Annotated in this window: 21 protein-coding genes; 5 read left to right on the forward strand and 16 right to left on the reverse strand. The window is 66.4% G+C overall.

Going from position 1 to position 20,389, the window contains the following annotated elements; genetic code table 11:
• Positions 1-5 precede the first annotated feature (5 nt).
• Positions 6-773 carry a fumarate/nitrate reduction transcriptional regulator Fnr gene (gene fnr / locus NMB41_RS14550; RefSeq protein ID WP_494378528.1) on the forward strand — a complete coding sequence of 256 codons (768 nt, stop codon included), beginning with the start codon at positions 6-8 and terminating at the stop codon, positions 771-773.
• Positions 774-824: 51 nt separating this feature from the next.
• Here fnr and NMB41_RS14555 read toward each other — a convergent pair whose 3' ends face one another.
• From NMB41_RS14555 to NMB41_RS14620, 14 genes are all read right to left on the reverse strand, one after another.
• Positions 825-1,355 (reverse strand): FixH family protein, encoded by a 531-nt coding sequence (locus tag NMB41_RS14555; protein WP_494378529.1) that lies wholly within the window; start codon positions 1,353-1,355, stop codon positions 825-827.
• A gap of 9 nt (positions 1,356-1,364) precedes the next feature.
• Positions 1,365-2,747: a cytochrome c oxidase accessory protein CcoG gene (gene ccoG / locus NMB41_RS14560; RefSeq protein ID WP_494378530.1), complete on the reverse strand. Its 1,383-nt coding sequence runs from the start codon at positions 2,745-2,747 to the stop codon at positions 1,365-1,367.
• Entirely contained in the window at positions 2,744-3,694 is a 951-nt protein-coding gene (gene ccoP / locus NMB41_RS14565) for a cytochrome-c oxidase, cbb3-type subunit III (RefSeq protein ID WP_494378531.1), read from the reverse strand. Before ccoP ends, ccoG begins: the two co-directional genes overlap by 4 nt.
• Positions 3,687-3,851: a cbb3-type cytochrome oxidase subunit 3 gene (locus tag NMB41_RS14570; RefSeq protein ID WP_494378532.1), complete on the reverse strand. Its 165-nt coding sequence runs from the start codon at positions 3,849-3,851 to the stop codon at positions 3,687-3,689. The genes ccoP and NMB41_RS14570 overlap by 8 nt, the downstream gene beginning before the upstream one ends.
• Position 3,852: 1 nt before the next feature.
• Positions 3,853-4,470, reverse strand: a complete 618-nt coding sequence (gene ccoO / locus NMB41_RS14575) for a cytochrome-c oxidase, cbb3-type subunit II (protein WP_494378533.1) — start codon at positions 4,468-4,470, stop codon at positions 3,853-3,855.
• A gap of 18 nt (positions 4,471-4,488) precedes the next feature.
• Entirely contained in the window at positions 4,489-5,952 is a 1,464-nt protein-coding gene (gene ccoN, locus NMB41_RS14580) for a cytochrome-c oxidase, cbb3-type subunit I (RefSeq protein ID WP_494378534.1), read from the reverse strand.
• A gap of 101 nt (positions 5,953-6,053) precedes the next feature.
• Positions 6,054-6,206: a cbb3-type cytochrome oxidase assembly protein CcoS gene (ccoS, locus tag NMB41_RS14585; RefSeq protein WP_494378535.1), complete on the reverse strand. Its 153-nt coding sequence runs from the start codon at positions 6,204-6,206 to the stop codon at positions 6,054-6,056.
• 2 nt (positions 6,207-6,208) lie between these two features.
• Complete coding sequence (locus NMB41_RS14590) at positions 6,209-8,599, reverse strand: heavy metal translocating P-type ATPase (RefSeq protein ID WP_494378536.1); 2,391 nt, start codon at positions 8,597-8,599, stop codon at positions 6,209-6,211.
• Entirely contained in the window at positions 8,596-9,354 is a 759-nt protein-coding gene (locus NMB41_RS14595; RefSeq protein WP_494382848.1) for a sulfite exporter TauE/SafE family protein, read from the reverse strand. The genes NMB41_RS14590 and NMB41_RS14595 overlap by 4 nt, the downstream gene beginning before the upstream one ends.
• A gap of 2 nt (positions 9,355-9,356) precedes the next feature.
• Positions 9,357-10,799, reverse strand: coding sequence for an oxygen-independent coproporphyrinogen III oxidase (gene hemN / locus NMB41_RS14600; protein ID WP_494378537.1), 1,443 nt, complete (start codon positions 10,797-10,799; stop codon positions 9,357-9,359).
• A 299-nt stretch (positions 10,800-11,098) separates the two neighbouring features.
• On the reverse strand, positions 11,099-13,105 hold the full coding sequence (locus NMB41_RS14605) for a methyl-accepting chemotaxis protein (RefSeq protein ID WP_494378538.1): 2,007 nt from the start codon (positions 13,103-13,105) through the stop codon (positions 11,099-11,101).
• A 22-nt stretch (positions 13,106-13,127) separates the two neighbouring features.
• Positions 13,128-13,928 (reverse strand): TorF family putative porin, encoded by an 801-nt coding sequence (locus NMB41_RS14610; RefSeq protein ID WP_494378539.1) that lies wholly within the window; start codon positions 13,926-13,928, stop codon positions 13,128-13,130.
• Positions 13,929-14,170: 242 nt separating this feature from the next.
• Entirely contained in the window at positions 14,171-14,368 is a 198-nt protein-coding gene (locus NMB41_RS14615; protein ID WP_494378540.1) for a hypothetical protein, read from the reverse strand.
• Between the two features lie 10 nt (positions 14,369-14,378).
• Positions 14,379-14,783: a hypothetical protein gene (locus NMB41_RS14620; RefSeq protein ID WP_494378541.1), complete on the reverse strand. Its 405-nt coding sequence runs from the start codon at positions 14,781-14,783 to the stop codon at positions 14,379-14,381.
• 27 nt (positions 14,784-14,810) lie between these two features.
• Here NMB41_RS14620 and NMB41_RS14625 point away from each other — a divergent pair, with 27 nt between their 5' ends.
• Positions 14,811-15,566 carry an SOS response-associated peptidase gene (locus NMB41_RS14625; protein ID WP_494378542.1) on the forward strand — a complete coding sequence of 252 codons (756 nt, stop codon included), beginning with the start codon at positions 14,811-14,813 and terminating at the stop codon, positions 15,564-15,566.
• Between the two features lie 27 nt (positions 15,567-15,593).
• Here NMB41_RS14625 and NMB41_RS14630 read toward each other — a convergent pair whose 3' ends face one another.
• A complete protein-coding gene (locus NMB41_RS14630) occupies positions 15,594-15,761 on the reverse strand; it encodes a hypothetical protein (RefSeq protein ID WP_494378543.1) in 168 nt (55 codons plus the stop codon).
• A gap of 544 nt (positions 15,762-16,305) precedes the next feature.
• On the opposite strand from NMB41_RS14630, the gene NMB41_RS14635 reads away from it, so the two are divergent.
• Entirely contained in the window at positions 16,306-16,665 is a 360-nt protein-coding gene (locus tag NMB41_RS14635) for an Lcl C-terminal domain-containing protein (RefSeq protein WP_494378544.1), read from the forward strand.
• Positions 16,666-17,091: 426 nt separating this feature from the next.
• Here the strand turns inward: NMB41_RS14635 and NMB41_RS14640 are convergent, their stop codons facing one another.
• A complete protein-coding gene (locus tag NMB41_RS14640; RefSeq protein WP_494378545.1) occupies positions 17,092-18,228 on the reverse strand; it encodes a metallophosphoesterase in 1,137 nt (378 codons plus the stop codon).
• Between the two features lie 208 nt (positions 18,229-18,436).
• Here NMB41_RS14640 and NMB41_RS14645 point away from each other — a divergent pair, with 208 nt between their 5' ends.
• Positions 18,437-18,919 (forward strand): PXPV repeat protein, encoded by a 483-nt coding sequence (locus NMB41_RS14645; RefSeq protein ID WP_494378546.1) that lies wholly within the window; start codon positions 18,437-18,439, stop codon positions 18,917-18,919.
• A 113-nt stretch (positions 18,920-19,032) separates the two neighbouring features.
• Entirely contained in the window at positions 19,033-20,058 is a 1,026-nt protein-coding gene (locus tag NMB41_RS14650; protein ID WP_494378547.1) for an IS110 family RNA-guided transposase, read from the forward strand.
• Positions 20,059-20,389: the final 331 nt, after the last annotated feature.

Here is a 20,389-nt window from a genome sequence, read left to right on the forward strand (position 1 = left end):
CCCCGATGAGCCAAGGCAATCCATCCCCAGCCACGGTACCGATCAGCCTCGGTGCCATCAAGGCCAGCTGCAGCGCATGCAGCATGCACCAGCTGTGCCTGCCGATGGGGCTGGAAGAAGCGGACATCAACCGGCTCGACCAGATCATTGGCCGGCGCCGGCGCCTGGTGCGCGACGAGCGCCTGTATGCCATGGGAGAGCCCTTTCGCAACCTGTACGCGGTGCGCTACGGCCACTTCAAGACCTACCAGGTCAACGCGTCGGGCGAACAGCAGATTACCGGTTTCCAGATGGCGGGCGAACTGCTCGGCATGGACGCCATCAGCGGCGACCGCCACCACTGCGACGCCGTCGCACTCGACGACGGCGAAGTGTGCGAGATCCCCTTCGCGCGCCTGGAAGAATTGTTCGGCGAGGTCCCGGCGCTGCTGCGCCATTTCCACCGCATCATGAGCCAGGAGATCACGCGCGAACAGAACGTGATGCTCCTGCTGGGTAACATGCGGGCCGAGCAGCGCTTCGCGGTCTTCCTGGTCAACCTGTCGGCGCGTTATGCCGCGCGCGGCTATTCGCCGACCAGCTTCGGCTTGCGGATGTCGCGCGAGGATATCGGCAACTACCTCGGGCTGACCATCGAGAGCGTCAGCCGCCTGCTGTCGCGTTTCAAGAAGCAGGGCTGGATCGAGGTCGACAAGCGCGAAGTGCGCCTGCTCGAGCCGGCCCGGCTGAAGGCCATCGCCGCCGGCACCGAACAGTGCAGCCCGATGGCCTGAGTTGCGCAAACGCATTTTTCTACCCGTTCGCCCTTGCCTCGCTCCATGTCGTCACGGCATCGGGTCGGCAACGATGTCGAGCCGGTCCATCGATGCCGGGCTCCAGCCGCGCGCCAGGCGCCACGCGCGCCCTTCGTCCTCGACGGCAACGCGCCAGTGCGTCATCTCCAGCGCCGGCAACCGGACCACGGCAAGGCCACGCGCATCCGGCCGGGCGACGAGTACCAGGTCTTTGCGGGGCAGCGTCGGATGCGCCAGCAAGATCCGGAAAGGCGCGCGCATCGGGCGGCCGAAGCTCTCCAGCCGGCCCATGAGCACGCCGCCCCCGGCATCGTAGTGCGCGGTAAAAGCCAGTTTCAGCGCCGTCGCCGCGCGGTCGCGCCGCAGGTCCTGGTTGATCGCCTTGCCGCGCTTGTAGTAGTCGTCCACGACCACCGCGTCCGGCTGCCTGAGCGCGAGCAGGACCGTCACCGCGGTGGCGAGCATCACGGCGACCGGGCCGAGCATGATGAACCAGGGCCAGCGATGGCGGTACCAGGGCGCCACGGCAGGCTGGGGGAACAGGGGTGAAGGGATCGGCATGGTGGGTTCCTAACGCGGTACGATGAAAGCGGCCTCTTCGCGCACGGCAACTGCTGCGTCGTCGAGCGCGCGGATGGTAAATGCGATCCGGTGCGACCCGGGCTCCGTTCCCGGCGGGATGCGCACCCGCAGCGGCAGCGCGCGCGTACTGGCGCCGTCGAGTGCGACGACCGCCTGGTCCGCGATGACCGCCCCGGGCAAGCCTTCGACCAGCAGGTGCAGCCGGCGCGGCGTTTCGCTGGTATTCATCAGCTGCAGGCGGTAGACATTCTCGATCCAGCCCTGTTCCACTTCGCGCCCCATCGATCCGCGGTCGCGGATCACGTCGACCTTGAGCGGCACCCGCAAGGCCAGCGACGCCGTCATCGCCGCCAGCAGCAGCGCCAGCACGGCCGTGTAGGCCAGCACGCGCGGGCGCAGCAGGCGCCGCCTCACCTGCTGCGGCCCCCATCCCTGCGCCAGGGCGTTCTCGGTGGCATAGCGGATCAGGCCGGCCGGCTTGCCGATTTTGTTCATCACGCCATTGCAGGCGTCGACACAGGCAGCGCAGCCGATGCATTCGTACTGCAGGCCGCGGCGGATGTCGATGCCGGTCGGGCAGACCTGGACACACAGGGTGCAGTCGATGCAGTCGCCCGCGCCTGCCTGCGCCGTGCCGCCAAGCGGCGCGCGCGGTTCGCCACGGCCGCGGTCATAGGTCACGATCAGGGTGTCCTTGTCGAACATGGCGCTCTGGAAGCGCGCATACGGGCACATGTACTTGCAGACCTGTTCGCGCATCCAGCCGGCGTTGCCGTAGGTGGCGAAGCCATAGAACAGCACCCAGAACGCTTCCCAGGGACCGAGCTTCCAGGCGAGGATCTCGCCCATCAGCGAGCGCACCGGCGTGAAATAGCCGACAAAGGTAAAACCCGTCCACAGCGCCACCAGCAGCCAGGCGGCGTGCTTGGATGTTTTCTTCGCGATTTTTTCGAGGTTCCATTGTTGGCGGTCGAGGCGGATGCGGGCACTGCGCGCGCCCTCGATCCTGCGCTCGATCCAGAGGAAGAGCTCCGTGTACACGGTCTGCGGGCAGGCGAATCCGCACCAGACCCGCCCCGCCACTGTCGTGACCAGGAACAGCCCGTAGGCGCAGACGATCAGCAGGCCGGCAAGATAGATGAAGTCCTGAGGCCACAGTACCAGGCCGAACAGGTGGAACTTGCGCGCGCCAAGGTCGAACAGCACCGCCTGGCGGCCGTTGTAGCCTATCCATGGCAGGCCGTAGAACAGCAGCTGGGTCAGCCAGACGCAGACCCAGCGCAGCGTCGCATAGCGGCCCTTTGCTTCGCGCGGGTAGATTTCCTCGCGCGGCGCGTACATCCTGACGACCGCTTCCCCGGGCGCGCTCATTTGGCAGCGACCGCGGGTGCTTCGGCCGGCGCACCGGCCGGATTCGACAGGCTCCAGACATAGGCGGCCAGCACATGCACCTTGGCCTCGCCCAGGAACTCGCCGAAGGCCGGCATGGTGTTGGTGCGGCCCTTGCGGATCGTCTCCATCACCGTCTCCGCGCTGGCGCCGTAGAGCCAGGTCTTGTCGGCCAGGTTGGGCGCGCCCAGCGCCTGGTTGCCGGTGCCGGCGGCGCCGTGGCAGGCGATGCAGGCGGCGTACCTGGGCTTGCCGAACACGACCTTGACCGGGTCGGCCGTCAGGCCCGACAGGTTGCGCACGTAATGCGCGAGCGCCTCGACGTCCTTGTCGGAACCGACCGCCGCCCCCATCGGCGGCATTTGGCCGATGCGCCCGCCCATGATGCTGGCCTTGATCGTGTCGGGCGCGCCGCCGTGCAGCCAGTCGCCGTCGGTCAGGTTCGGATAGCCCTTGTTGCCGCGCGCATCCGAACCATGGCATTGGGCGCAGTAGTTCAGGAACATGCGCTCGCCGATCGCGCGCGCCTGCGGGTCGGCGGCGACCGCCTTGATGTCCCGGCCGGCGTAGCGCGCGAACAGGGGTCCGAAATCCTGGTCGGCCTGTTTCAGTTCGGCCTTGTACTCGCCTGCCGAATGCCAGCCGAGCTTGCCCGCATAACTGCCCAGGCCAGGGTAGAGCACCAGGTAGGCGACGGCGAAGACGATGGTCAGGTAGAACAGCCACATCCACCAGCGCGGCATCGGCGTGTTCAGTTCGGCCAGGTCCTCGTCCCACACGTGGCCCGTGGTTTCCTGCGGCTGGCCATCGGCGTCGAGCCTGACGCGGTGGATCGACTGCGACCATAGCAGGATGGCGCAGCCGGCGATCGACAGCAGCGTGATGAGGACGATGTACCAGTCCCAGAAGCCGCTCGTGAAATCAGCCATGGTCCGCCTCCTCGTCGGCGAAGGGCAAGGCGGCGGCCGCCTCGAAGTCGGCGCTGCGGCGCAGCAGGAAGGTCCAGAGCAGGATGCCCATGAAAGCGGCAAACGAGAGCACGGTCATCACGCTGCTGGCGCGGTCGAAAATGGTGTCGATGGACATATCAGTTCCTTGTCTTGATCTGGGTGCCGAGGCCCTGCAGGTAGGCGATGAGCGCGTCCTGCTCGGTCTTGCCCGCCAGCTCGGCCGGCGCGTTCCTGACCTCCTGCTCGCTGTAGGGCACGGCGAGCGCCTGCATGGCGCGCATCTTCGGCACGATCGTGGCCGGATCGAGCCTGGTGGTGGCCAGCCACGGGTAGCCGGGCATGTTCGATTCCGGCACCAGGTCGCGCGGGTTGTCGAGGTGGGTACGGTGCCATTCGTCGCTGTAGCGCCCGCCCACACGCGCCAGGTCAGGCCCGGTGCGCTTGCTGCCCCACTGGAAGGGGTGGTCGTAGACGAACTCGCCGGCGACCGAATAGTGGCCGTAGCGCTCGGTCTCGGCACGCAGGGGCCGGATCATCTGCGAGTGGCAGTTGTAGCAGCCCTCGCGGATGTAGACGTCGCGCCCGGCCAGCCGCAGCGGCGAATACGGCCTCAGTCCAGCCACCGGCTCGGTGGTCGACTTCTGGAAGAACAGCGGCACGATCTCGACCAGGCCGCCGACGGAGATCACCAGCAGTACCAGCCCGATCAGCAGCCAGGGGTTCTTTTCGATCCATTCATGGGTAAAGTTTTTCATTTGTCCGGTCCTTCGATGTCAGGCGTGCGTCGGCACAGGGGTGGCGCCCGCGTTGGCGGCATGCGGCTGGCGTGGCGCTGGGATCGGCGGATCGACGCTCACCGTGCCGGCCAGCGTCTTCCAGGTATTGAAGGCCATGATCGCCATGCCCGAAAGGTAGAGCAGCCCACCCGTGAAGCGGATCACGTAATAGGGATAGGTCGCCTTCACGCTTTCGGCGAAGGTATAGGTCAGGGTGCCGTCGGCATTCACTGCGCGCCACATCAGGCCCTGCATCACGCCGGCGATCCACATCGACGCGATGTAGAGGACGATGCCGATGGTGGCGACCCAGAAGTGGGTCTCGACCAGCACCAGGCTGGCCATCTGCTTCTTGCCCGCCAGCCGCGGGAGCAGGTAATAGATCGATCCCATCGTGATGAAGCCGACCCAGCCCAGGGCGCCGGCGTGCACGTGGGCGACGGTCCAGTCGGTGTAGTGCGACAGCGAATTGATGGTCTTGATCGACATCATCGGCCCCTCGAAGGTGGCCATGCCATAGAACGACAGCGAGACGATCAGGAACTTCAGGATCGGGTCCGAGCGCAGCTTGTGCCAGGCGCCGGAGAGCGTCATCACGCCATTGATCATGCCGCCCCAGGACGGCGCCAGCAGGATCAGCGAAAAAACCATGCCCAGCGACTGGGTCCAGTCGGGCAGCGCCGTGTAGTGCAGGTGGTGGGGGCCGGCCCACATGTAGGTGAAGATCAGGGCCCAGAAGTGCACGATCGACAGGCGGTACGAATACACCGGGCGCTCGGCCTGCTTCGGAATGAAGTAATACACCATGCCCAGGTAGCCGGCGGTGAGGATGAAGCCGACTGCGTTGTGGCCGTACCACCACTGGATCATGGCGTCCTGCACGCCCGCGTACACGGGGTAGGACTTGAAGGCGGAGACCGGGATCACCGCGCCGTTCACCACGTGCAGCACGGCCACGGCGATGATGTAGGCGCCGAAGAACCAGTTCGCGACGTAGATGTGCTGGACCTTGCGCTTGACGATGGTGCCGAAGAAGACCACTGCGTAGGCAAGCCAGACGACGGTGATCAGGATCGCGATCGGCCATTCGAGCTCGGCGTATTCCTTGCCGCGGGTGAAACCCATCGGCAGCGTGATGGCGGCCGCCACCAGCACCGCCTGCCAGGCCCAGAAGGTAAAGGCGGCAAGCCTGTCGGAAAACAGCCTGACCTGGCAGGTCCGCTGCACCACGTAGTACGAAGTGGCGAACAGGCCGCAAATGCCGAAGGCGAAAATGACGGCATTCGTGTGCAGCGGACGCAGGCGGCCGTAGGACAGCCAGGCGATGTCGAAATTGAGCGCGGGCCAGGCCAGCTGGGCCGCGATGAAGACGCCGGCGGCCATGCCGATCACGCCCCAGACGACGGTGGCGACGGCGAACTGGCGCACGACTTTGTAGTTATAGTTCAGACTGCTTTCCACGATGTTCTCCTGATGGGATTCCTTTAGTTGACAGCAGGAGAGTAGTTTTCTGAACTTTAAAAATCCTTGATGTGAATCAAAATGTTCAACAACGCGGCAATTCAGCCGCCGGCGCTGTCGTCGTCGTGCAGGATGCGCAGGCCCGGTCCCTCAAGGTCCTCGAACTGGCCGCTGTGCGCGGCGCCGAAAAAGATCCAGGCCGCCAGCGCGACCAGCATCAGGCTCAGGGGAATGAGGAGGTACAAGGCTTCCATGGCTAGGTCCTCAGGCGCAGCGCGTTGAGCACGACGATGGCGGAACTGGCGGCCATCCCGATGCTCGCTGCCCAGGGCTCGAGCAGGCCGGTGGCCGCGGCGGGAATCGCGACCAGGTTGTAGGCGCTGGCCCAGGCCAGGTTCTGGCGGATGATGCGCAGGCTGTGGCGCGCCGTGTCGGCCGCCGCCTGCAGCGGCGCCAGGCTGTCCCCGAGCAGGATGGCGTCGGCGTGCAGCTGGGCCAGCGCGGCGCCGCCGCCCATGGCAAACGAGACGTCGGCGCCGCGCAAGACGGCGGCGTCGTTGATGCCGTCGCCCACCATCGCCACCACCGCCCCGCCCTCCTGCAGGCGCCGCACGTAATCGAGCTTTTGTTCGGGTAGCCGGGCGCCGGCGGCATGCCGGATGCCGAGCCGGGCGGCGACGGCCGCTACGGCGCCGGCCTCGTCACCGCTCAGGAGCACCACGGTCTTGCCGTGGGCCTCCAGGCGGCGCACCAGCGCGCCCGCTTCCGGCCGCACGGTGTCCGCGATGTCGAAGCGCGCCAGCCAGCTGCCCTCGCGGCCGAGCCAGACGGCGCTGCCCTCCGCCGCGGCCAGCCACGGCGGCGCGCAGCCCGCCAGCACCGCCACGAAGGCGGCGCTGCCGAGCCGGTAGCGCTGTCCGTCGACCAGGCCTTCGATGCCTTGCCCGGCCGTGTGATGCAGCGCGCGCGCCTGCCGGGGCGGCGCTGCCTGCGCGGCCGCGCGGATCGCCTGCGCCAGCGGATGGGCGCTGCCCTCTTCCAGCGCCGCCGCCGTTGCCAGCGCGGCGGGCGCGGCCGCCGCCCCGAACACCTGTGTGGCCCGAACCTGCGGCCGCCCCAGGGTCAGGGTGCCGGTCTTGTCGAACACGACATGGGTGGCGCGCTCGAAGGTTTCGAGCGTGTGCGCTCCGAGGGCCAGCACGCCGCGCCGCAGCAAGCTGTCGGTTGCGGCCGCCAGTGCCGTCGGCGTGGCCAGCGACAGCGCGCATGGACAGGTCACGACCAGCACCGCGATCGCGGCCGGCCAGGCCCGGGCCGGATCCACGGCATGCCAAGCCGCGAAAACCAGCACGGTCAGCACCAGCAGGGCTGCCACCGACCAGGCCGCGACCCGGTCGGCCCACAGGGCGAGCTGCGGCTTGCCCTGGCCCGCGCGTTCGGCCAGGCGCACCAGCATGGCGAGCGTGCTGTCGCGCGCCGCCGCGCCGACCCGCAGCACGATCGCCTGGGCCACGTTGACCGCGCCGCCGGGCAGGCTGTCGCCCGGTCCCACGGGCCGCGTGCGGCTCTCTCCGGTGAGCAGCGCCAGGTCGGCCTCGGTCTCGCCTTCGACGATCACGCCGTCGGCCGGCACCGCCTGGCCCGGCGCCACCAGCACCATGTCGCCCGGCTGCAGCGTGGCGGCGGGCACCAGCTCGGCCGCGCGCGTGGCGGGATAGCCGCCCATGCGCTGCGCCGCTGCAGGCAAGCCCGCCTGCAGCGACTCCAGGGCACCGGCCGCGCGCCGGCGCGCCGTCAGTTCCAGGTAGCGGCTGGCCAGCAGCAGGAAGACGAACATCGTGACCGAATCGAAATAGACCTCGCCTTGTCCGCGCACCAGGGCGGCGGTGCTGCCGGCAAAGGCGGCGCCGATTCCAAGCGCGACCGGCACGTCCATCCCGGGCAGGCCGCGGCGCAGGTCGCGCCAGGCGCCGAGGAAAAAGGGCTGGGCCGAATACAGCACTGCAGGCAGGGTCAGCAGCAGCGAAGCCCAGCCCATCAGCGCCGCCATGTCGGCGTCCATCGTGCCGTCGTCCGCCAGGTAGACGGGAACGGCGTACATCATGACCTGCATCATCGCCAGGCCGGCGACGAAAAGCTGGCGAAACAGCGTGCGGCGGGCCCGTTCCAGCTGCTCGCCGTGGCGCTGCGCGTCATAGGGGTAGGCCGCGTAGCCGAGCGCGCGCAGCGCGCGCACGATGGTGCTGGCCTTGCAGAGGTCCGGATTCCAGCGCACCCGGAGGCGCTCGGTACTGACGTTGAGCGTTGCTTCGACGACGCCCGGCAGTGCCTGGATGCGGCGTTCGATCAGCCAGACGCAGGCCGCGCAGCGCATGCCCTCGACCGTGAAACTGCCTTCGCCCGGATTGCCGGCCGCGTCGACCAGGTCCAGTTCCGGCGCATCGCCGCCGGCGACGGTGCCGCCGTAGCTGGTCCGGGTCGCGTAATAGCCTGCGCAGCCGGCATCGACGATCGCCTCGGCCGCGGCCGCGCAGCCGGGACAGCACATCGGACGGCTGATGCCTCCGATGGCTGCCGACCAGCGCTGGACGGCGAGCGCCTGGCCGCAATGGAAGCAGGCTTCCCCGGCGCCGGCGTCGTCCCTCATGGCGCCATCCCCGGCGTCAGGCACAGCGTCCCCAGCCAGCTGGCCGGCAGGCCGCCCGCCGCGCGCGCGAGGCCAGCCAGGCCGAAGGCGAGCACGGTCGCGCCGCAGGCAAGGCGCACGGCGCGCAGGCGCAGCCAGCCGCGCAGGCGCGCCCCGGCCAGGCCGAGCGCCAGCATCATCGGCAGCGTGCCGAACCCGAAGGCCAGCATCACCAGCGCACCGGAAGCAGCGGAACCGCTCAGCATCGCCGTCACCAGCACGCTGTAGACCATCGCACAGGGGAGCCAGCCCCATAGTGCGCCCGCGGCGAGCATCCGGCCCGGCGTGTCGGGCGGGCCGATGCGCGCGATAAGCGGACGCACATGCCGCCACAGCAGCTGCCCGCCGCGTTCGATCCGGGCGATGCCGGCCCACGCGCCCATCAGGTGCAGGCCGAGTGCCGCCAGCAGCAGGTTGGCCGCGACATAGGCGAATCCCTGCAGCACAGGCAAGGCGGCCAGGTGCGACGCGCCCTGGGCCAGCGCGCCGGCGAGCGCGCCGGCCGCCGCGTAGCTGGCGATGCGCCCGGCATTGTAGGCGGCAGCCTGCAGGCCCGCCGGCGCCGCCGCGACCGTGCGCAAGGGGATGACGATGCCTCTCCTGCGAACGCGCGTCGGCGCCAGCGACAAGGCGCCGACGATCCCGCCGCACATCCCGGCGCAGTGGACGCTGCCGAGCAGCCCTACCAGGAACACGGGAACCAGGCTCACGCTCATCGTCATGCCGTGCGCGAGTAGCGTGGCGCGGCGCCCGGCGCCGCCAGGTAGCGGTCGAACACCATGCAGACGTTGCGGATCAGGAGCCGCCCGCGCATCGTCACCGTGATCCATTCGCCGTCGAGCGTGACCAGGCCGTCCGTTTCGAGTTGGCGCAGCTGTGCCAGCTCGGGCGCAAAATAGTCAACGAAACAGATCGGGAACGCCTGCTCGATCACCGCCACCGACAGCTCGAACTGGCACATGAGCTTTCCGATGACGGTGCGGCGCAGGATGTCGTCCATGCCGAGCGCCACCCCGCGCACGACCGGCAACTCGTTGTTGTCGAGTGCCTCGTAATAGGCGTCGAGCGTCTTCGCATTCTGGCTGTAGGTGGCGCCGACGGCGCCGATGGCCGACACCCCGCAGGCGATGAGGTCGCTGTCGGCATGCGTCGAATAGCCCTGGAAATTGCGGTGCAGGCGGCCCTGGCGCTGGGCGACGGCCAGGTCGTCGCCGGGTTTGGCGAAATGGTCCATGCCGATGTACACATAGCCAGCGCCGGTCAGGCGCTCGATGCACAGGGCCAGCATGGCCAGCTTCTCGGCGCTGGCGGGCATGTCCGCCTCCTGTATGCGGCGCTGCGGCTTGAACAGGTGCGGCAGGTGGGCATAGTGATAGAGCGCGATGCGGTCGGGACTGGCGTCGATCACCTTGTCGATGGTGGCCGCGATGGTGGACAGATTCTGTTTCGGCAGGCCGTAGATGAGGTCGATGCTCACCGAGCGGAATTGCGCCTCGCGCGCGGCGGCGATGATGGCGCGCGTCGCCGCTTCCGGCTGCACGCGGTTGACCGCCTGCTGGACGTCTTCGTCGAAATCCTGCACGCCCAGGCTGATGCGGTTGAAACCCTGGCGGCGCAGGCTGTGCACGCGCTCGCGCGAGACGGTGCGCGGATCGACCTCGATCGAATACTCGCCGCTCTCGTCGGGTGCGAACCTGAAGTTGCGGCGCAGGTGGGCCATCAGTTCGCCCATCTGTGCATCCGACAGGTAGGTCGGCGTACCGCCGCCGAAATGCAGCTGCCCGATTTCATTCGCGCCTGCGAACAGCGCGCCCTGGATTGCGATCTCGCGCTTCAGGTAGCCGAGGTAGGTCGCCGCCTTCTCGCGGTTCCTTGTGACGATCTTGTTGCAGGCGCAGTAATAGCAGACGGTATCGCAGAACGGAATGTGCAGGTACAGCGACAAGGGACGCAGCGCGCCCCGGGTCCTGGCCGAGGCAACGGCGTGCAGGTAGTCGCGGTAGGTGAAGCTGTCGTCGAAGCGGTCGGCGGTCGGATAGGAGGTGTAGCGCGGACCGTTTTTGGCGAGACGCGCGACGAATCCGGCGTCGAAGTCGACGCCCGTTGCGAAGGGAACCGGCGCATCGCGCGCCGCGCCGGCAAGAATTGGTTGCTGCGACATCTGGAATACTCCTGCTGCCTGCCGGGCCACGGGGTGCGGCTCGAACTGGGAGGAGTTTATTGATGCGACTAAGCAAAATCCTTGACTTGCATCAAATTTGGCCGCTTCGGCCGCCCTAGCCGAGCAGCAGCCCTCTGAAATATTTTTTCATTTCCGGCCGGCGAACGACAGAATATTTCATGTTTAGCTGGCTGGTGCGAATACCGGCCAGTCCGGCCGTGCCGCGGACAGTGCCCGCAGCCTCAGCGGCAGCCTTGCACGAAGGCCCAGCGCGCTGGGCGCGCGGGTGAAGGCCGCGCTCATCGCGGCGCCGCCAGGGCGAGGCGCGGCGACGCCGCCGGCGCCGTTTCGCTCTCGAGGCGGAACGCGCCCACCAGCCTCACCAGCGTGGCCGCCTGTTCCTGCAGGCTTTCGGTCGCCGCCGCAGCCTGTTCGACCAGGGCCGCGTTCTGCTGGGTCGCATCGTCCATCTGCACGATGGCCTGGTTGACCTGGCCGATGCCGGTGCTTTGTTCGGCGCTGGCGGCGCTGATTTCGCTGACGATGTCCGTCACCCGGCGCACGCTCTCGACCACCTGCTGCATGGTCTGGCCGGCTTCGGCCACCAGCATCGAACCCATGCCGACCTTGTCGACCGAGTCGCCGATCAGGCCCTTGATTTCCTTGGCGGCAGCGGCGCTGCGCTGGGCCAGGTTGCGCACTTCGCTGGCGACCACGGCAAAGCCGCGGCCCTGCTCGCCGGCCCGCGCCGCTTCGACCGCCGCATTCAGGGCCAGGATATTCGTTTGAAACGCAATGCCGTCGATGACGGCGATGATGTCCACCACCTTGCGCGAGGAAGCGTCGATCGAGGCCATGGTCTCGACCACTTGGGCCACCACCTGGCCGCCGCGCACCGCCACCTGCGAAGCCGACGCCGCCATCTGGTTGGCCTGGCGCGCATTGTCGGCGTTCTGGCGCACGGTCGAGGTCAATTCTTCCATCGAGGCGGCCGTCTCTTCCAGCGCGCTGGCTTGCTGCTCGGTGCGCGCCGACAGGTTGGCATTGCCCTGGCGGATTTCGAGGCTGGCCCCGGCAACGCTGTCGGAACTGCCGCGCACGCTGATCAGGACCTCCTGGATCTTCGCGACAAAACTGTTGAAGCCGCGCGCGATGGTGGCCAGTTCATCGTTGCCGCGCACCTCGAGGCGCGCCGACAGGTCGGCATTGCCGCCGGCAAGGCCGGTCATGGTGGCGGCCAGCGCGCGCACCGGGCGCATCAGGCGGAACAGCACGCTGACCATGGCAAAGGCGGCCAGGACCGCGCAGGCGAGCGAGACGAACAGCGAATAGGTCATCAGCTCGCGCGCCGAGGCGGTGGCCACCGCATGCGGGAAGCTGAGCTGGACCGCCCACGGCGCCATTTCAGGATGCGGGCGCAGCGGCTGCAGCAGGCGCACCATGCCTTTGTCGTCGATAAATTGATAGGGCTTGCCCTGGCGGATACTGTCCAGCGCCGCGGCCGGGATATCGTCGGCCTTCTTGCCATTGCGCGCCGCCTCCGGATGGCTGGCGTACAGGCCGCCGTTCGACACCAGCGTCAGCACGCCGCCTTCGATCGGCTTCATGCCGGCCAGGATGTCTGAGAGCTTCGAGACCATGATGTCGCCGGTGGTCGCGCCCTTGAACTTGCCGTCGACCATGACAGGCACGACCAGCGAGGCGATCAGCGCATCCTTGCCGTTGATTGGATACACATAGGGCTCGGAGAGATAAGGCTTGCCGCTGGCCTTCGGGATGTCGTACCAGCTGTCGGTGGCGGGCACGCCCGTGAAGACGATCGGCTCGACGCGGATCGTACCGCCTTCGCCACGCGTCCAGTAGGGCATGAAGCGGCCGGTGTCGTCGTATTCGGGCTTCTTGCCGGCGAACTCGGCGTCCTTTCCGTCGAGTGCGTTCGGTTCCATGGCGATGGCGCTGCCGACCAGGTCGGGCGCGTGCTGCACAACGGATTTGTTGATGGCGCCGAGCTGGGCACGCGCCAGCGGCTCGCTGCCGGCAATGCTTGCGGCAACCGCATTCGACAGCACGTCGACCGCCTTCAGGTTGCTGCCGATGCGCCCTTCGAGCACGCTGGCCGTTTCGCGTGCGGCCGTCTGCGCCAGGCGCATCGCCGCAGCTTCGGACGCTTCGCTGCCCTTGAAGCCGATGACGCTCGAGGTGATGCCCAGGCTGAGAACGACGAGGACAGTGGCGGTGGTGCAAATGCGCGCATTGAGCGAAAGCGCGAAACGCGCCGGACGTGCGGTGGTGTCGGGAGTGGTCATGGGAGTCTGGGTAGGTTGCGGGTCAGAAGCTGCGGGCCAGGGTCAGCACGAAACTGCCCTTGCCGGGATTGGAATAGGCGATGCGCCCGGCGCTGTCAGGCACGCCGGTCGTATAACGCTCATAGGCATGGGTGGTGCTGAAGGCGCGGGTGTAGGCGCCGGCAAAGCTCCAGCCATCGCCCAGGCTGCGCGTGACGCCCACTTTGAGGTCGCGCCAGTTCCAGTAATCGTTGCCGGCGCCGGCCACCCGGCCTTGGCCCGCATGCAGGTTGAGCGTGGTCGCCTCGTCCAGCGCGAGGTTGGCGCCGCCGTCGAAATAGCCGGTGCCGCGCGCATTGGCGATGCCGAAAAAGTCGCGCGTGAGCGTGTAGTTGTATTTGGCGTAGACGGATTTGTAGCTGATGCCGGCGGAGAGCTCGCCGTAGTCGTAGCTGGTCCGGCTTGCCTGGATGAGCGCTCCCGGGTACTTGTAATAGAGCGCCGTCAGGTTAATGCCAAGCGCGCCAAGCGTACCGCTGTAGCCGCCGTACACATCCCATTCCAGCTTGCCGTTTTCGACATAGCGCTCGCTCACGTTCGACACCCAGCTGCCCGCGCTCCAGCCGCTCGCATGGCTGATGTCGATGCCGGCCTGGGCGGCAGGCTTGCCCCAGGTCTGGCGAAAGCCGCGCGATACGTATTGGGAAGCAATTGCCGCATTGCCGCTCACGTTCCAGGCGGAGGCGCTCTTGCTGATGGTGGGGGTTTGGTCGGCGTACGCGTACGGCAGTGCGAACAGGGCAAGGCAGGCGAGCGGCAGGCGCCGTCGGGTAGGGATCGTCATGGGTGGCGGTAGGGCGCAGGGCGCCGCGGTGAGAGGCAAAAGATTCTGTAGGGCAAATTTCCTACAGGAATTCTATTCGCATCAGTCCGCTGAACCGCCAAACCATGCCGGGATTTACATTATATTTTTGTGCGCTGCATCATCGGTACAACACTGGTGTCAGGAAGACATTTGAGAATAATAATGCCGCCCGGACAACACCAGTGCGGAATAGGAGAGCCTGCAACAGGCGGCCCCTGCAGCTAACTGCCCTGGTAGACCAGGACCGCGCAGGCAGCCGCGCCGACCACGAGCAAGCCGTACAGGAAATAGCGCATGGCGACGGCCAGGCCAGTCACCGCCTTGTCGGCATCCTTGCTGAGCATGCCGCGCTTGCGGCCGGAATTCATCAGCATCGCAATGAAGACGAAGCTGGCGAACAGGATCAGGACAAATTTCATGGCCGAGCGATCAGGTGCGGGCCAGCACCAGGCTCAGGGCCACGATCGCCAGCACCCCGGCCGCCGCGGCGGTAAAGCCGATCAGGGTCAGGCGCTCGCGCGCGGCCTGCAGTTTCGCCACGAGCTGGCTGTTCTGGTCGGCCAGCTCGGCAATGAGCTTCGAGGCGTCGCGCATCTGGCCCTGCAGGCGCGTGATCGCAATGTCCTGCTGCTCCACCTGGGCCGCGATCAGCGCCATCCCGTCGTCGACCGGCATGTGGGCCACAGCTTCGTCGAGCTCGGTATTCGGCAGGTCGATGCCCTTGCGGCCGACCGTGTCCCACAGCCTGCGCGCGCTATTCGCCACCTGGGGCGCGGCCGAGATGACCTCGCTCCACGGAACGGACTTCAATACTTTCAGCCATGCTCCTGCCATGTTTGCACCCTCCTATACTTGTCGTTTATGCAGCATAACACCAGCGCCGCCCTGCCCCGCCTGCCGGGCGGCGCCAATCGTGCGGCGCGCGCATTGCAGTACCATGGTTCCATGTGTGGACGATTTGACCAAAGCCAAACGGCGAGATTCTATGCGAATGTCTTCGGCTGGGCCGATGCCGTGTTCGACAGCGAATCGACGCCAGCCTATAACGTGCCGCCCGGGACGTATCGCCCCGTCATGCACATCCAGGATGGCGAGCGCCGCATCGACGACGTATTTTGGAGTTATCGGGCTAAATGGGCGGAGGGCAAGCTTCCGATTTCCATCAATGCCCGCCTCGACAAGCTGAGCAACCGCTACTGGAGCCGCCTGCTGAAGAACGGCCGCGCGATCGTGCCGGCCGACGGCTGGTACGAGTGGACCGGCGAAAAGGGGAAGAAGCAGCCCTGGCATATCCACCGCAAGGACCGTGCGCCGCTGTTCATGCTGGCGCTGGCGAACTTCGGCGAATTCGTCGAGAACCGCGCCGAAGCCGGCTTTGTGCTGGTCACGGACGCCGCCGCCGAAGGCATGCTCGACATCCACGACCGGCGCCCGGTCGTGCTCGAGGCCGCGGACGCGGCGCTCTGGCTCGACCCTGGCATCAGTCCCGAGCAGGCGCTCGAACTGGCGCGCCGGGCAGCGTTGCCGCCCGATGCCTTCGCGTGGTTCAAGGTCACGCCCCAGGTAAACCGCGCAAATGCCGACAGCCCCGAGATGGCGCTGCCGCTGCCGGAATAGGCAGGCAGAAGCGCCTGCCTGCCCTGCTTACTCCAGGACCGTGAGCAGCGCCACCAGTCCCAGCGACATCCCGATCAGCACGCCCGCGCGGCTGCGCAGGCGCTGCCCGCGCTCGACCACCTGCTTGGCGATATTGCGGCGCGGACGGCCGCCCTTGGATTGCATCTCTTGATTCGATTCTTGTTGCGTGTTCATCTGTACGATATCCATGTGGTAAATCCGGAAAACTGACAAAAGCTGACAAAAGCCGCCGCCGGGCGGCACGCGATTGGGGGATGCTCGGGCACGACGCGCCGCGTCGGCCGAGCCTCAGGCATGCCGGGCGGGATACCCAGGTCCGGAAACGACAACGGCGCAGGCAGTCGCCGCGCCGTCAAAGGACGTGAAACCGAGCGACTCGTGATGCGCAGTGCGTGACATTTCAGGTACCGTATTCGATCTGCTGCCGGGAACGCCATCCGTCCCGATCCACATTATGAAAAAATTGATTCTACACGAAGCATTCCGCAGTTCAATACGTATTTGCAATGCATCTTTGCGCCAGATCAACACACGTTGGTTTTGGGTCACTCATCGGTAAGGGTGAGCGCTAATGCGGGGCGTTCCGGCATGCGATTCTCATGAAATCGAACAGAACCATGATCCATGTCGTGTTTGACGCGGCAACTAAAGCCCAGCGGCGCCTGTCATATCAGTTATCACCAGATACCGACGCGCGAGGACACCGATGGGCATTTATATGCAACTACGAGAAACGCTGAAGGAAGGCGAACACTACGCCGGCGTCATCCTTGGCAAGGGGGGCCAACCCGACCACCACCTGATCCTGCTGCCCGGCGAGGCTGCCGACGTCGGCTGGCCGGGCGCGCTCGAATGGACAGCGGCACAGGGCGGCGAACTGCCGAACCGGCGCGAGCTGTCGCTCCTGTTCGCGAACCTGCGCGAGCAATTCGAGCGCGAGTGGTACTGGTCGTCCGAACCGCATGAAACGCGGGCGCAACTGGTCTGGGGCGAGAATTTCGCCAGCGGCATCCAGACCGTCTATGGGCGCCCTTTCCGTGGGCATGCACGTGCCGTCAGGCGCGTCCTGATCGAATAAGCAGGCAGTTCGGGCTGACGCTGCTGCGACACGGCACGATGCGAGTCGTGCCGCTGGTCAATTCGCGCCGCATCGGCACATCCGGCCCTTAGCGGGCAGGCACGGCCGCGCGGCCAATCGGTTCCTCGACATTCGCCAGGAACCAGGCCGTGGCCGCCATCAGGGCCACGTGGCGGCGCAGGTGGGCGGGATCGACCTTGTCGAGCGTATCGGCTGCCGTGTGGTGGTAGTCGAAGAGCCGAACGGGCGCCCTGCCCCATTGTCGCTTTCGATCGCGCCGACATGGCTGGCGGCGTGGCCGTGTTCGCCTCTAGATCGGTGCGTGCGCGGCGCGTGCCGTTTCCTCGTTATCCAGGCGATCATGCGGATCGTGCGGTGCGGACGGTAGTCGAGCTTCCTGAGCAGGTCCAGCACGGCCAGGTGGCGTCAAGCCGGCACAAGGCGCAGCAGGGTGATTTCCGAGGGCGCCCCGAAGCGCTTCGGCGGCCCCCAGTACCCAGTGCCGCGGCTGGTGTACACCCACAGGCGCTTGACACGGTGCAGGCCGGCGACAAAGGGCTGCTGCAGCGGAACGAACAAATTCCACGGAAAGAACTGACCGCCGTGCGTATGGCCCGACAGCTGCAGGTCGAAGCCGGCCGTGGCGGCGGCGCTGGCGCTGCGCGGCTGGTGCGCAAGCAAAATCCGCACGGCCAGGCCAGGCGGTGCGCCGGCGGCGGCTTGCTGCGGGTCGCTGCGGTGGGCCGGATTGAAATGGTGGGCCGAAAAATCGGCCACGCCGGCAATCATCAGCGTCGCCCCGCCCCGCTCGCGCACCACGTGCTGGTTCAGCAGTACGGTCAGGCCGAGGCGGCGCAGTTCGGCGATCCACTCCTCGGCGCCGGAATAGTATTCATGGTTGCCGGTCACGAAGAAGGCGCCGTCCGGTGCGCTCAGCAGCGCCAGGGGCTGGGTATGGCTTGAGAGGCGCTGCACGCTGCCGTCGACCAGGTCGCCGGTGACGGCGATCGCATCGGCGCCGAGCCCGTTGACGCGCTCGACGATCGCCTCCAGATAGGGGCGCTTGATGGTTGGGCCGACGTGGATGTCGGAAATCTGCGCGATCGCATAGCCATGCAGCGCCGCGGGCAAGCCCGCGATCGGCACGTCGACCTTCACCACACGCGCCACGCGCCGCGCATTGACGAAGCCGATGCCGGTCACGGCGAGGGCCAGCAGCGGCACGGCCAGCGCGCTGTAATAATTGAGCGCGGTGCTGCCAAAACCGCTCACGACGACGGCGAGCAGGAACAGGTCGCGCAGGAAGGTCAGCACCAGCAGCGAGGAAAACAGCCCCATCGCCAGCAAACCGACCCAGGCCAGCTGCTCCGACCAGCGCCGGCGCTTGAGCGACGACGACAGCAGCCCCACCGGCACCAGGGCGGCCGACAGCAGCAGGCCGGCACTGCCGGCCAGGATGCCCAGGAGACCCAGGCCGAGGTCGGGCATCAGGCGCAGCCCGATGTAGACGTGCAGGAGGACCAGCAGGGAAAGGACGACAAGCAGGTTGCGGCGTGCGGACATGTAGGGGGGATTTCGATGGACGTTGCGAACTAGATGGGGAGTTGTGGTCGATCTGCAAGGCTTGCCACGATAATGTTACCGAGGACGGATCAGTTGTAAGAATCTGTATTAACTGGTGCCTTGCTGCGCTCGCCTGTCTATAGTTCATTCCATGCCCCGGCGTCACAGCGATCATGTCGATCCTCGTTGCGGCAAAAAAGGAAAAGCCATGTTGAATAAAAAATGCTTTGGTGCGGTGATCCTGGCCGCTGTCGCCGTCTCGCCCTCGGCATTCGCTGGCGACCGCGGAACCAATACGGCGGTCGGCGCAGTGCTGGGCGCTGCGATCGGCGCGACTGCGGGTGGTGGTGGCGGGGCCTTGGTGGGTGGCGTCCTGGGCGCCGCGGTAGGCAACTCGATCGGTGGTGGTTACGACGGCCGCCGCCACTACGACAACCGCGGCTATGCCTCGGTGGGCTACTACCAGCCGGCGCCGGTGTACGTCCAGCCACGCCCGGTCTATTACGAGCAGCCACGCTATTACCGCGAACCGGCTGTCGTGTATGTCGAGCAGCGCGGTCGCCGTCACCACGGCTACCATGGCGGCTACAACCGTGGCTGGGACCGCGGCTGGGACCGCGACGGCCGTGGCCACCGCGATCACGACGGTTACCGCGACGGCTACCGCGATCGCGACGGCTACCGCCGCTGATCCCCCGCTGTCACAAGAACCGCGTCCCCGGACGCGGTTAATGAGATGGTCACCCTCCACCCTATAAGTTACTAGACTTGTAGGGGTGTTGTTCTTTCTGGACGGAGGCCATCATGCAAGACGTTACGCTCATCGGCATCGACCTCGGCAAGCACAGCTTCCATGTGCATGGCCAGGATCGCCAAGGTAAAGCCCTGCTGCGCAAGAAGCTCAACCGCAAGCAGCTCATCGAGCTCCTCGCAAGGTTCCATGCTTGTACGGTTGTGATGGAAGCCTGCGCCGGCGCCCATCACATGGCGCGGCTCCTTGCTGGCTACGGCCACCAGGTCAAACTGATCTCCCCGCAATTCGTGCGTCCCTTCGTCAAGAGCAACAAGAACGACTTCATCGACGCCGAAGCTATCTGCGAGGCTGCCTGCCGTCCTTCCATGCGTTTCGTGACACCGAAAACCGAATCCCAGCAATGCCTGTCGGCACTGCACAGGGTGCGCGAAACGCTGGTGCGCGAGCGCGTCAAGGCAAGCAACCAGATTCATGGATTTCTTCTCGAGTTCGGCATTAGCCTGCCGGTCGGCCATGCCGCGATTCGACATCTGCCTTCCGCGCTGGCGGAGCAAGCTCTGCCAGCGCGGCTGGTGGCCTTGCTCGAGCGGCTACACAGCCATTTCAAATATCTCGACGAGCAGATCGCCGATATCGAGAAGGAGCTGGGCCGGCAACTGCAGGACGACGACCTGGGGCAGCGCCTGATGTCGATACCGGGCGTGGGTCCGATCACGGCCAGCGTACTTGCTGCCGAAGTGGGCGATGGCAAGCACTACCACTGTGGCCGCGACTTCGCCGCATCGATCGGCTTGGTGCCGCGGCAGTACAGCACGGGTGGGAAAAATAGCCTGCTCGGCATCAGCAAACGCGGCGACAAGAACATCCGGCGCCTGCTCGTGCAATGCGCCCGAGCGTACATGCAGCGCCTGGAGCGCCAGACCGACCGCATGGCGCCTTGGGTACGCTCCATGCTGATGCGTCGGCACTCGAATGTCGTTGCCTGCGCCCTGGCCAACAAGCTGGCGCGCACGGCCTGGGCGATCGCTGCACATCACACGGAATTTAAACGACAAGAGGCCGTCATGCCATCATGACGGCCTCTTGCACTTGCTTTTGAACACCTACCTGGTTTTGCGACTGCTGAAATTGGATGACGTGAACGGCACACCGGCCTGACGGATAACCTGACGAAAAATCCGGCTCTTGCAAGCCGAGCGGTTTTTTAGGACCGACAGGCGCGACTCTCATCGTGGCGCGGAGCAAGTCTCCAAACAGACGCCGGATAGATTTGAGCAAGCCACTACATCATACAAAAATCAGGGTTGCAAAAAGGAGGGTGACCATAGATTTTTTTCGTCCCGCGCTTTTTCCGGGCGCGTTTGCCCTTCCCCCCGCTATCTGTGCGCAGCGGCAGCCTGGCCGCGT

It is taken from the genome of Massilia sp. FBCC-B171 (assembly GCF_059134155.1).